The sequence below is a fragment of the Citrobacter sp. W9 genome (assembly GCF_026719375.1).
Lineage (GTDB): Bacteria > Pseudomonadota > Gammaproteobacteria > Enterobacterales > Enterobacteriaceae > Citrobacter > Citrobacter werkmanii.
This window is the reverse complement of record NZ_JAPPTE010000006.1, coordinates 1-13503: the sequence shown is the minus strand read 5'-3', so window position 1 is coordinate 13503 and position 13503 is coordinate 1. Positions and strand designations below refer to the sequence as shown.

General features: G+C 49.4%; 11 protein-coding genes. All 11 read right to left on the bottom strand.

Translation table 11 applies throughout. From position 1 onward, the window contains the following. Positions 1-283: 283 nt before the first annotated feature. Positions 284-1624 carry a VasL domain-containing protein gene (locus OOJ59_RS10950; RefSeq protein WP_087856798.1) on the bottom strand — a complete coding sequence of 447 codons (1341 nt, stop codon included), beginning with the start codon at positions 1622-1624 and terminating at the stop codon, positions 284-286. A 1-nt stretch (position 1625) separates the two neighbouring features. After that, entirely contained in the window at positions 1626-2069 is a 444-nt protein-coding gene (tssE, locus tag OOJ59_RS10945) for a type VI secretion system baseplate subunit TssE (RefSeq protein WP_085048745.1), read from the bottom strand. Beyond that, complete coding sequence (gene tssJ / locus OOJ59_RS10940) at positions 2069-2602, bottom strand: type VI secretion system lipoprotein TssJ (RefSeq protein ID WP_137347440.1); 534 nt, start codon at positions 2600-2602, stop codon at positions 2069-2071. The genes tssE and tssJ overlap by 1 nt, the downstream gene beginning before the upstream one ends. Continuing rightward, positions 2577-3665 (bottom strand): type VI secretion system baseplate subunit TssG, encoded by a 1089-nt coding sequence (gene tssG, locus OOJ59_RS10935; RefSeq protein ID WP_087856800.1) that lies wholly within the window; start codon positions 3663-3665, stop codon positions 2577-2579. The genes tssJ and tssG overlap by 26 nt, the downstream gene beginning before the upstream one ends. Beyond that, positions 3626-5392: a type VI secretion system baseplate subunit TssF gene (tssF, locus tag OOJ59_RS10930; RefSeq protein ID WP_137347439.1), complete on the bottom strand. Its 1767-nt coding sequence runs from the start codon at positions 5390-5392 to the stop codon at positions 3626-3628. Before tssF ends, tssG begins: the two co-directional genes overlap by 40 nt. 22 nt (positions 5393-5414) lie before the next feature. After that, positions 5415-7013: a type VI secretion system protein TssA gene (gene tssA, locus OOJ59_RS10925; protein WP_137347438.1), complete on the bottom strand. Its 1599-nt coding sequence runs from the start codon at positions 7011-7013 to the stop codon at positions 5415-5417. Further along, positions 7010-10387: an ImcF-related family protein gene (locus OOJ59_RS10920; protein WP_193157134.1), complete on the bottom strand. Its 3378-nt coding sequence runs from the start codon at positions 10385-10387 to the stop codon at positions 7010-7012. The genes tssA and OOJ59_RS10920 overlap by 4 nt, the downstream gene beginning before the upstream one ends. After that, positions 10359-11543, bottom strand: a complete 1185-nt coding sequence (locus OOJ59_RS10915; RefSeq protein ID WP_153070612.1) for a hypothetical protein — start codon at positions 11541-11543, stop codon at positions 10359-10361. The genes OOJ59_RS10920 and OOJ59_RS10915 overlap by 29 nt, the downstream gene beginning before the upstream one ends. 4 nt (positions 11544-11547) lie before the next feature. Further along, positions 11548-11814: a PAAR domain-containing protein gene (locus tag OOJ59_RS10910; protein WP_071692255.1), complete on the bottom strand. Its 267-nt coding sequence runs from the start codon at positions 11812-11814 to the stop codon at positions 11548-11550. Between the two features lie 161 nt (positions 11815-11975). Beyond that, positions 11976-12773 (bottom strand): hypothetical protein, encoded by a 798-nt coding sequence (locus OOJ59_RS10905; protein ID WP_148043746.1) that lies wholly within the window; start codon positions 12771-12773, stop codon positions 11976-11978. Positions 12774-12886: 113 nt separating this feature from the next. Then, positions 12887-13503 (bottom strand): hypothetical protein (locus tag OOJ59_RS10900; RefSeq protein WP_200015183.1); only part of this gene is annotated, 617 nt, incomplete at its 5' end.

Sequence of the window (13503 nt, the reverse complement as noted above, 5' to 3'; positions counted from 1 at the left end):
CCCCTTCGGGGCCAGCGCGACAAGCGCGCTGTTCAACGCCTACGGCGTTAGTCCGAGTCCGGGCACCACTATTTAAAGAACCCGCCCAAAAGGCGGGTTTTTGCTTTTGGAGAAGCGGACTCTCCATCGAACTCCGTTCGATTATTCGCCGCCAGCGGCTCACCCCTCCGGGGCCAGCGCGACAAGCACGCTGTTCAACGCCTACGGCGTTAGTCCGAGTCCGGGCACCACTATTTAAAGAACCCGCCCAAAAGGCGGGTTTTTGCTTTTTGGGGAATAGAATCTAATCCCTTCCCGTAGCGCTTTCTTTCAATAGCATATAGCGATTAAGAAGCTGATTAATCCGCATATCGAGCTGCTGATACAAAGCGGGTGATACACTCCCCTGCTTTTTTAATTCGTCATCTATTTGACGCAATAACTCTTCTGTCGGCGGCGTTTGGTCAAGCTGGCGGCGGATAGTGAAAATGGCTGATTTCAGCTCCGACCCCGTCAGATATTTACCTTTGCGTTCATCAAGCATATTTAGCCGGGCGGTTAACGCGTCCAGACCCTGCTGGGCATCATGCCAGTTTTGCAGAGCGCTTTCCGGCAATGCTTCCGTGGTTAACGCTTTCTGTAACCCACTAACGAATGTCGTTGTCTGCGATTCCTCCGGCCACAGGGTGACTAACTGCTGCGCTAATGATGCGGCATATTCTCTCGACCACAAAGGTGACAGGTCATGTAAAACGTCCAATTGCCCTTGCGTTGCGGCAATTATTTCCTGCTTCTGTTCCTTCAAATCTGAAGATTGCCTCAACGTGGACAATTGCTCTGGCGTCAGCATCTGCGGCAATGGCTTCACCAGTTCATATCCGTCGGCGCGCATATGAGTGATACCAAGAAAAGCGCCTGTATTTACGACCGCAGTCACCATGACACCGATCGCAAACCCCAACCACATCCGTCGGGTTCCATGTGCGGTTTGAGTAGCAAAAACCGTTGCGCTCGATTGCTCTGATGGCACAGGTTCATTAACCACAAAGACCAACTGTGGCACTGACGTCTCAACGTTAATGGTCGCACCTGAAGCCGGTATCATCACAGCGCCCGCTCCCGAATCCGCTTCAGCCTTCTCCAGACGCAAAGCAGCATTGTGCATCCAGGTAACCACTGCCTCCAGTTTACTCAGCGCTTTCAACTCAAGTCGCTGCAGCACTTCGCAGGCATGTTTTAAACTCTGTTCAACCCGATACACCATTGATAAATCAGCATATGACAGCGTCAGCGTACGCAATTCTTGCTGTAAACGGGCAGACAGCCATGCAAGAACCTCAACGCGGGCATGCGTCTGCTGCGGCCATATAGCACTCCAGTGATGCGTCAATAAGGCTTCCATAAGTTCCGCGCCTTCGGCAAGCCCTACCAGGCCCGCATTACGTATTCTGCCGACGGTATACCAGGCCAGGGTTTGCAGTTCGACGCCGTTATGACGAAACAATGTCAGGCTTAACTGTTCAACCTTGTGCCAGTCAACATCCGGGCGCGCGGGGTGAGTCAGTTTGCTGATTTCATCGCGTAACTGCCCGAACTCCGTAAAAGCACGCGGGTCGCCACCGGTGATGATGCGATTCTTTTCCATGTCAGTACACTCTCGTCTCAAGCCAGCCCTGCTTCTTAAGATGACGAATAAGCACCCGTCCCTCAGGGGTAAAGTCAGTGCCATAGCGAACAATGCCCAGGTCCTGCAGTTCAGCATCGATTGCATAACGCAAATGCCCCGGCGCTTCCTGCTCCTGCATCGTTACCTGAATACCTTTTAGTCGCGGTTCATATTTCAATAAAACCTGAGAAAGTATGCTGATAAGCTGATGCGCCGTTCCTGGCATCCCCTGGAGGATTTTGGTCATATCCGGCAGACCGTAGTCGGGCAAATGTTTGAGGCTACCGGCACGAGTATTCAAAATCCGCTGCATATTATCGAGGACGGACAAAATGACCTGCGTGTTTTCACTAACTGCGTGCAAAGGAAAACCACCGGAAAAATTACCCAGCAAGATGTCATAAAGAGAAGGCCGTTTAGTCATTACTCGTCCTCCTGCGTCAGGAGAGCCAGAGCCTGAGAATTTAATTCAATCACTCGCGCCTTATCAGGATCGAGATCTTCACGACCTAATACTACACGCCATGAATCCTCAGACTGATCGGGAGAAATGAACATTCCCGCCACGCCAACATATTGCGCTTCATTTTCGAGTGGAATATCGACTGTTACGCTTTCACCAGGACGTACCCGAATATCTTTCTGAGCCAACAAATCTGCTTTCACCGCCGTGCTGTCTTGCGCAAATAAAGACTGATAGTTTGCCGAATCAAATGCTTTACGATCTCTGAGTTGGTAAATACGTACGACAGTTGAAAGCGCGATACCCTGCGCATTTTTATTAGCGGCTTCTCTGGCGGAAAAATCCAAATGCAATGTTTTAATTTCCTTATAAAAAATTGACTTCGTTAATGACACTGCGCCTTCAGATACTTTTTGTGTCAGACCACATCCGGTTACCAGACTGCTCATTGCGGTTATTACGGCAAAATTAATAGCGATAATCGCCAGTCTCATCGGCTTCCCTCCGCTGATCGTGTTGACTAAGGCTCTGCCAAAGCCCAAGTGTAATCGTTATGAGTTGATTCTTCGTTTCGGGATTATCCAGACGCATTACAGCCGTTCGGCCGAGCTGTACTGCGCGTTCGCTTTTATTACTGGTAAGTTGAGCATCCGGAAGCGCCGAGCGAGAAATCCGTAATTGCAGCCTCGCATTCACCCTGGCACCTAAATAAACGTGCATCAGCGCGAGAAAATCATGGTAAAGCTGACCACCGGGTAACCAGTCACGAACCTCATCGGGAGCATCCGTTGTCAGAGTAATTAGCACCTGGCTGTTAATATCTACGGCGCTATGCCCCATCACCGGACGAGAATGAAGGCTAACGGGTTGCCGTGTACTCATTTTTAACGCCTTATCCAGCAGGATTAAGCGTTTATCATGAGGGGTCACGGTGATATTTGTTGTTGGCGATAATAAAGAAACCAGCGCGGATATTCCTTCCACCGTGCGAGTTGGCATTCTCATTATTCCTAACAGCGCCAAAAAACGCGATAACGGGGTTTCGGTTTGTTTACCACATCCCGGAATCCCCAACCCGGTTAGCCCCAGTAAATATTGCGATGTTTCATCTGTACCGCCCGGGCGAAAGGTCGCTGGATAGCTATATTTACGCCAGACTCGATAAAACTGCGTAATTAAGCGGTGATTAAAAATATCCAGAAACTCAGCGGCAACGTCTGAGCCTTCCTGACGCTGGGCGATATCATCCTGATAGGTTGTCGGCAGCGGCGATTCCACACCATACAACCCCATAAAAGTGACCCGAACCGTTGGCGGCAGTGTGGGTTGTTGCGGATCATATACTGCACTTTTTAGCTCCCCCGCCGGGAAGCCCATTCCCGGATGAGGGCGAAAACGAACGGCATCGAAGCGCGGGCTTTGTTGGCTTCCGGGACAGGGTGCTTGTGGACCCCACTGTTCCAGCAACTGGCAGAAACGATAAAAATTGGTACGGGGCAGGTTTTCACCAAGGCTATTTAGCAGCCGGGTAGCCGCTGATTGTGATTCTCTTTCCATCGCAAGCTTTTCCCTGCCGGCTGTATGATTAAAGTAAGCTGATTAAACAAATGAATATCCGCATACAATGCAAAAAAGCGGTTAAGCATTTCTCCAAACAGATGAATATCGCCCTCACCGGTAAATCCGTTCTCATCAAGCGTTATTTCGATGTCCACCCCTCGTAGTAGAAATCCTTTTTCAAAGCGCTGTATTTCATGTTGTTGAACATCCATGATCGCATCCAGACGACGATAATTAAGCTCATCATCCTGCCAGTTATAGAGAGACAACGTTCCTTTGAGCACTTCAGCGCTGGCCATCATATTCAGAAAGCTGGATCCCAGGTGACTCAACACTCGCCAGTGAAAACGATCCTCAGCGGGAGGGTAAGCGGGGAGAGTCGGTTTACATAGATTACGCACGGCAAGCGGCGTCTGGAGGATCTGCTCACAACGATTAAGCAATGAACTCTGCAACGCTCGTCTGGGTAGCTGACCGTTTGTGCCGGTCACTTTCAAAGACACGGTTTCATACTCAGCCAGACGATCCCGCTCCCAGGCATCTCCTCCGAGTATCAGCCAGGTATCATACAATCCGGATACGCCGCGTCTGACGCGAGTATGGTAGTAACGTTCAGGCGCATTACGGCGCATCATGCCTCCCTTGTGGCGAAAGCTGGTAAAGGGGACATAGACGGCATTACGCGTTCGCTGCGAACCTGAAACCGCATCCACCGAATAAATTTCCGTGTGACCATCCTGCAATCTGCGCGGACGCAGCAAATATTCGCTTTCAAGCCCATTAACCACCAGCGGATCGGCTTCCAGAGTGAAGAGATTAATAACCGGAACGCAATGAAGACGGATGTTTTCACTCCCCAGAGGAAGCTCAGAACTCCACTGTTGAGTCAGTACAGCTTCTATTTCAAAACACGCTATACCGGCAGGAAACGTTACCTTTTCCAGGCCGTTAAGATGGACAAACATAAATTTTTCGCGGAACGTAAAATACTCAAGCAATAATTGCCAACCGCCAAACGCCGTATTGCCTTTTGCCCATAAACTGTCTTCACTGGCAAATCCGCCCGGGGAAAAATACCCCTCCAGTCGAATACGTTCTACGCTATTGGGGAGTCTCAAATAAAGAGAGGCCAGACGCTTTGTCAAAGCAAGGTGCAGCGCGTGGGTCACCGGTGCGTCGCCGCTCAGATAAAGACTGAGGCGCGTCAGATCGGTTTGCGACCAGTCCATCTGCGGATTGCACTTTATTCGCATACGGATGGCCGAGCGTCCGTCAGGTTCGGCATCAATATTCACCACCGTGACAGACAGTGGATTGAGCGTGACGGGCTGAGTAGTACGATACTGACATACCGTTTTTTTAGGGCCAACTGGCTGGGACAATACACCAAACCCCGCATTGATCCGTTCGCTCATTTTCAGTACATCAATATCAGGTAAAAGCTCGACAATACTTAAGGAGGGAATGGTACGTAAATAATGTGGCCACAGCAGGCTCATTAAGCCTTCGGTAAATTCAGGGAGATGATCATCGATTTTGGCGCGCAAGCGTCCCATCGAAAATGCAAAACCTTCAAATAATCGCTCCACATACGGATCGGGAATGCCGACTTTATCCAGATCCAGCATCGCTGCACGATCCGGATGCGCCTGCGCAAACTCTTTTGCCGCTTCCCTTAAATAACGCATTTCCGCGTCATAATAACGCAGAGTTAAATCTTCCATTTTACAGTTCGCTTTTTTAGTTTTAGCCACACAAGACGGCGGCTCTGGCGGGATCAATGGCGACCAAACCGGACAACAGAGAGTCCATCTCTGGCGCCAGACGCGCTTTGTCACTTTCACTGCGGTTGGCTTTTAAACGCAGAAGTTTCAGCCGTCGCGCTTTGATTTCAAACAGCAGTTCAGGCTCCCATTGTTTGAGGGTGAGAGCGTGTGCTGTCGTATTCAATTCGCCAAGCAAATGCAGCGCGAGATCGTTGCGCCCACATTGTTCGGTCAGACGGGCCATCAACAACTGGCGTAACCAACGCTGTCGAGGTGAAATAATGCCGGGGCGAGTCTGAAGCCAGGCAAGCGCTGCTTCAATGCCTTCGCTATCCGCCAGCGCCAGCGCCTCGCTTTCAAGGAGCAGAATATCGTCATCCGCCCCAGCGGTAGTCGCAGCGACTTTTTCCGTCCGCCAGTCGCTTTCCTGCAGCACGTCACGGGCTATCCACTCGCGGGTGACATCGTCAGCAAAGGGAGTTCCATCGTTAAAAGCCAGTGTTTCCAGACCCGGCATCCGATGTAGTAGCATTTTCAGATCGCTGATGATAATCGTGGCATTTTTATCCCATGGCGAACCCGCCCTGGTTAGAGCCTGATGAAGGTACCACTGCACGTCCAGCCAGAAATGATTCACTCCCTCGACAAATAAGCTGTCAGTTAACTCAATCAGTTCAGTCCAGTTTTGCTGCAAATACAGACGTTTGAGCTGCGCGCGGTAATCACTCTTGGGCGGTACCAGGCGTGTACGTCCGGCGCCATCTGGCGGAGGAAGCTGGCTGACCGTATCGAGGCGCACGCTTTTCATCAAATGATGCGCCGCCAGCCAGCCTTCCGGCTGATCGCTTAAGTATTTTGCCAACACCCGTGCCTGTTCCAGCAGCTCACGGCCAGAAGCAATACTTTTGAGGACGGGGGTTTCTGCGCTGTGTCGACTGGGTTGAGCGCTGATATTTTGCGGTACCAATGCCTGAGCGCCGCCAGACTGCGCCAGCCGATTTTCCAGCGCGCTATACAACGCCCCAAGCCCTGGACGAATACTCTCTTCTCGCTGACTAAATTGCTGCTCTAGTAGCATCAGCGCACCGGCGATCCGTTGCGTGTCAGGTCGTGAAACCTCGGGAAAACGCGCCAGACTATCCAGCATCCGCCCGCCTGCCAGCCATTCAAGGGCGGCCTTATGGCTGTTGGCTCTTAAGGGATGGAGAGAATCGCCATATTGCTGCATCAGGCCAGCCAGCAAAATCAGACCATCCGCCAGACCGGACTCACCATCCTGATGCAAACGCGCCCATGTGTAGTAGGTGACAACACGGACATCTTTACTGGTATGGGTCAGAATTTTTTCCGCAAGCTCAATGATGAGCTCCGTTTGCGCGCCAGACAGTTTATTCACCTCCTCTCGCATACGCTGAAAATCATCGTCATAGCCAGGATCTTCACCACCAGGGTTGGCTGCTGAAATGGGCAATAGCCAGTTTTGCCATAGCGCAGTCTGCGTTTGCGCCTGCTCCATGAGTTGCTGTTGTTCATCTGGCGAAGCCGTGCTGGCATCCAGTAGACGTTTCAGAGCGTTCATTCTTCTTCCTCTGAGGAAATCTTGCTGCTAACAACAAAAATTGCTTCTGGTAGTTCAAAGTCGCGGAGTTTGAGTAATACGAGCGGGCCTTCACCTGCTTCCGTTCGCAGGGTGTAGTTCAGCGGCAATCCATCCTGCGCTGTCCAGCGCAGGTTAAAACCGCTGTTCACGCCAGCGTTATCGGTTATCTCCGCTTTCTCAAGCAGTCGGATCCACCCCCAGGTACCGGGGTTATCTGAGTAGATTCGGGTTCCCGTATTGGTGCTCACCCAGCTTAGGGTTGCCCCTGACGCTTGCGTATCGGCAGGCCAGACAACGTTTTTCCACGCTGGCATCTGATTAACGTAGGTGAGTTTCTGCCCATCCAGTACGAGGTCGGTCTGCATTACATCCCGCGCCGTTCCAGGACGCAGCTCAAAACGCATCCCGGCTTCTCCACGAATAAATGCGACATCCGCAATTTGACTGAGCTGGTCCATCGCCTCGAGGAACGCCGGATTAAACACCAGTCCCTGAGCATTCACCGTGTCGGCAACCCAGTGACGTCCCTGTTTATGCAGCACACCACTTAAATGGCTTTCGAGAAAATGCGGGATCCGACCATTATCGCTTCGCAGATATTGCGCCAGCAGCGGCAGAGAAGCCTCGCTGCCAACATCGCGAAACGGATATCGTCCGCCGAATGCACTGTTCCAGTCATTCACAATCAGCGCCTTCCATTGCGCATTCAGGCCCGCCGCGGTCGGTTGCAATACCTGCTGCCATGACTGCTCCAGCGGCTGAACAAACATAGTTTGACCAAATCCACTCCATGCTTGCCCCAGACTGGCCGCCACCAGATTGCCATAGTCACGCGTGGTGGTGAGATCGATGGTTTTGCCCTGAAACACCGTTTGCGCCAGGGCCTGACTCATTCCCTGCGGATCGGCAGCGTTAGTAATCTGCTGGAGTTTCAGCCTGACCTGCGTTACCCGGGTCAGGTAGGTTTGCAGACTCAGGTGGCTGATATCCTGCCCGGCCGATTGTTCATCCATCAAGGCCAGGATTGGCGAGAAGGTACTCGCCATAGGGCCTTCTTCCCGCGCATGCTGGTCAATGGTTTGATTTTCTTTAGTGTTAAATAGCTCCTTTGCCGACTTCACCAATGAGTCCGACAGCGCTTCACCGGTTAACCCTGTGCGTCCCTGAACGACGAGCGTATTCATTAACGCAATCAGAGGAGACTGACGAATATCGGCAATCAACGTGAGTTGATCGATAGCATCGCTTAGCGTCTGGGTGCGCTTCCAGCGAATACTGTTGAGAAAATCGAGCCAGTTGTCGGCAAAATCCGTGAAGTAACGCTCGCTAAGACGCGTCTTTAATGCCTGGGGAGAAAGAGGATCGCTTGCAGAATGCGTATCATCCCCCAGCACCTGATCCATTTCTTCCCGGCGGTTGTTTACGATTTTCTCTATGGCGGGCAAAACCTCCTCTTCCCAGGCTTTGCGGGTATACACGCCAGCAACCGAACTGCGGGTATAAAATACGTGCTCTGCCCGGGTATCGCCGGTCATGTCTTCCAGACGAAGATCGGTGTAATGCGGAGTTACCTGTTCAATGATTTTCTGATACAGGGCAGCTTCGCCATTGCGGATCCCCATCTGACGAATTAACAGCGTTCGCACCTGGCTAATAAGATTTTTATCGGCTGCTATTTTCCATTCAGGATGCGCCTGAAGGTGTTCTCCCCAGAATTGCCAGAGTCCAGGCCCAACGCCCTGCCATGATGCACGCGAAATACCCGCTCGGTCCGGCCAGTCTTGCATCAACGCCTGACTAAAAAATGACGCCTCCATCTGTTCAGGTCGGGAGAGCATCAGATACATTTTCAGCTGGTTGTAGGCGATCTTTGCCTGGGCAGCAAACTGCGCGCTGTCTGGAGCCAGCCGGGTTAAAGCCGTTAATTCCTGAGTAAGATGTTGAGCGGCTTCATCACGCAGGAGCGGAATAGCGATACGCGTATAACGCGGCCATAGCGCATCCAGCAGAGCATCATTTTGACTTAAACCGAAGCGGTAGTACCACGGCACTCCATTCTGCTGACGCCAGCGAAGCATGCCTGGCGTTTGCTGAAGAGCGGAAAGCGCCGTAAGACGCTCGGCGAGCGGTTTATCCGGGCCGCCTGCCAGTCTCGCCTGATCCAGACTTTCGCCGATCAGATTGCGATTCGCCAGGAAAGACACCACCATTCCCGCCCCCCATAGCAGTATCAAACCGGCTGTACAGACTGCCAACACCCCCATCCCTGAACGGCCTGTACGCTGTGCCTTAAGTTCAGCTGGTAACGCAGGGAGTGAATCAAGCAGCGCACGCCAGCGCTCATCACGCCTCCAGGCATGCGCAACGCCCGATGAGGTACTTTCCGCATACTGGCTCAAGATGACCGCCGCCAGCGGCAATGGCCGATGCGGGCTAAAAAAAGTGGACAACGATTCGCTGATGGCTTCTGCGCCATGCATCAGCAAATTAGCCATTTTCAGTAAGACGTTATCGCGGATATTGCGCGTAACCTGCTGCGTGCCCTGCTCCGCCATCTGTATTGCGAGCGAGGTCAACTGCGAACGACATAAAGCCGTGGTGCATCCTGCAGGAAACAAACACGTCGCAGAGTGTAGGGTTACGTCATCCCGTGTGCCATGCAGCGACCAAAGGTACAACGGCACTCGCCAGCGAAGCGTGGTAAAAACAGCCTGAAGATGGCGGGCGGCATTATCTGCTTGTTCTGCGCTTAAAGAGACAACAGGTGCTGATTGAACCAATGCCTGCTGGTGCTGAAAGGTGGGGGTTACCCATACAATCCCGTCCAGCGGGCGCCGATGCAGCTTGCGTATCGCATCAAACAGCGTGACATCTGGCGTTTCAGTGAGCCCACCTCCCCAGATTAACACCACGCCATCCCCTTCAACCCAGCGCAGAGAGGTGAGTTTTGGCACCAGCAGCTCAACCTGAGAGGCATCCCCCATCACCAGCAGAATACGCGTTTTGGCGCGCCAGCGGCGGCCGTAATTCCCTTTTAGGGCATCACGAATTTCTCCTGTCCGTATATTCCTGGAGAGTATTTCCTCTATTCGGGATTCATTTTCAGGAAAAACGCCGACATTTTCCTCGCTTACGCGAAACAGATGCTCCCTTGCATAAAGGCTGATATACGGATACAGGCGAATCAAAATAATTAAAATTGCCGTGGCTACAACTAAGAGAAATTTCTTCGTAGGTGAATCTGCACCCAGATACTCACCAAAGCGATTCGCCAGCCATGATAATCCCGCCAGGATTACCAAAAACAACACAGCCTGACTTCCCCTACTCCATAGATGGCTTGTCGTATTCATTATCACTCCAGGGTAAAACGGTACAGATATATGGCTGTTGTTCCTGAACAGAAACGATCAAATATGGTGCTGAGTGATGCTTTGACATATCAGCGGTCACACCAGCACATAGCCAACCGGAAAATGGACCGGGGATCCCCATAAATCGTTCAAGAACAATGGTGTTTTCAACCTGCCAATGAACACCATTCTCATGAGCAATTGGATAGAGTTGCGTACTCAACGAAGCAATTGACTGGTAATCAGACACAATGGCCCTGGTTTTTTTCGCACTGACCTGTGTAGTAAAAAAAGAGGTTAAATCTTGCGACAAACACGATTTATCCAGAGGCATTGGACGCAATAAGCGACATTTTCCTTCCAAACCGTAATTGCGCGCAACATCATCACTGGCTAAAAGAAAAACAGCCATTCCATCAGAATATTTATCGTGCCCATTAAATTGCAAAATCAGAAAAAGATCGCTTCTGACTTCAGCATCTTTCAGGTTCGTATCCAGTTGGTGGCACGGAAACTCAGTGACAATCCGTACAGAGGAAGGCTGCGGCTTGGCAGGTAAACTTGTCTGCCAGATGCGATGAAAGTTGGATTGTAGTAAGCAAATTTCTTCAGTTGAACCATCCGTGACGAGGGTTACATGCAACGGAATGCCAGTCGGTAATATGCTCAGAGACTCAGCTATACTGTTAAGCAAAACAGCCGCGGCATGGCATTGATTTTTGACCTGAGGTAAGTAATTGATACGATTAACCAAATCATATTGGTTTGCGATATTCTTTGAATTACCAGCAATAATTGCAACGGTAATTTTCTCTGGTAACAATACGCAGCTATTCATCACGACAATAGAGCGCTGTCCCCAAGACTGCCATTCACGTTGAGAAATCAATATTTCTTTTTGCAAAAACTCATAATATTCAAGCGCCCGCCCATATAAATACCCTCTAATACTGGCAATTATTAACCACAGGAACACTGGAAAAAGTGAAACCAGCCAGATGTTGACATCATTAATAAAAAACAGATGCTCTGTTGCATGCAATACAAAAAGTAAGATGCTTACTATTACTGATAATATACCGACCAGTATCCATCGCCAGAGAGAAAGAGGTTCAGGAGCTACGGGCGTGATAATTCTATGGCGTTCCCAGCCCATGGTTTCATCCTATTGATGCTTCCGGCGCACTTGAAATAACCTGACATCCACACAGACTATGGCATCCATCGACAACTATCGGTTTACCATCAGAAAACCATTCTGATGAACCTTCAATAATAGGATTAATGCCATGGAAGGGTATCGGACAACTGACCAGATCCCCCAGAAGAACTACTTTTTTCCCTTGAACAAACATGGTAGAAGATGCAGATATCACACTTCCTCCATGAGTCGTTTTATCACCAAGCAAAACAAAACCTTTTGACATAATGAACCTCCTAATAAAATATCTATTAAATAGTCTCACTAATCATTTAATATAATGATTGTATTGGGAACCACTATAAACATTGAAGAGCTAGCAATGTTTGGCATAATCCTTGATTAAATTAATTGTTACACTTTTGGCAAATCTATCTCTACTGAGTGTTAGTTTGCCGATGCTTTGCGTTCACTACTGATTTTCTGCAGCCGTTCGAAATCAGGTTCAGTTTCTCCAAGCTCGACTGAACCATCCGGATAAACCAGTTTTACCTGTTCACCATGCCCCCAGGTTAAAGGATCTATCCAGGTAACCACTTCATTAAAATGTATAACCGGCCTGAAAATGACACGTTCAATATCGCTATCAAGCCTGTATGCGTAGAAATTTTTCCGTCCTGTAAATGAAAGCGTTACCAGATTTCCGGCTAAATGGTTTTCCTTTTTTCGAGGGTAAAACTCCTCATTAATTACTTTATTTATCCCTGGCAGGGGTTGAGATCGTCCATTTGCAGCGCGGGGATAATGTTCATCAAACACAAACGTGATTCTTTTAAAAATTGTCTTATCAATTCCCTCAAGAATTTTACTGCCTTTTTTATACTTCAGCTTAAATTCAACATTACTCAGTTTCCAGTCACAGTACCAGCCCTTTTCCACCGGCACCGTAACGCTATAAATATTACTGTTCTTTTCCTGCTCCGGCTCATAGGTAGTGACACTGGAATCATCTTCGTAGTGTTTTTTAAAATTACCATCACGCCGGGTGCGCTGGCATTTATGTGAGCGATAGGTCACGGAGAACCACGGTTTCTCAAGAAGGTCCGGCGTATCCATTGCTATAGTGACCTTTCTGACATCAGATGAAAAGAAACTGCCGTCACATCCGGACAGCAGCAGATAAAAGATGGTGAGAAGCAGAGGTTTATTGTGTCTTATTCTTATATAACCATGTGGATAACTCATAAATGATATATTCCTCTGACAGCCTGAGATGAATTAGAGTGGTTATATTTGTTTCACCAGATAAGATATTGATTACGTTTTTCTGGTAAAATTTATCATGGCTGAATATTACATTAATTACTGGTTTGTTGGCGCTCGCGCCTGATTTTCTGCAATCGTTCAAAATCGGGAAAAGGGTTTCCGTATTCGACATAGCCATCCGGATAAACCAGTTTTACCTTTTCTCCGTGCTTCAACGTCAAAGGGTCTGACAGTATCACCATCTCATCAGTATGAATTATCGGTCTGAACAGAATGCGTTCAATTTCATTATCAAGCCGATAGGTATAAAAATAGACACGACCCGTAAATGAAATTTCCACCAGATTCCCTATCAGATGGTTTATCCTTTTATAGGGATAAAATTCCTCATTAATTATTTTGTTCCTCCCTGGCAGGGGTTGAGATTGTCCATTTGTAGCCCGGGGATAATGTTCATCAAACACAAACGTGATTCTTTCAAAGATTGTGTCATCAATTCCCTCAAGAATTTCGCTCCCCTTTTTATACTTTAGTTTAAATTCAACATTACTCAGTTTCCAGTCACAGTACCAGCCTTTTTCAACCGGCACCGTGACGCTATAAATATTACTGTTCTTTTCCCGCTCCGGTTCATAGGTAGTGACACTGGAATCATCTTCGTAGTGTTTTTTAAAATCACCATCACGCCGGGTACGCTGGCATTTATGTG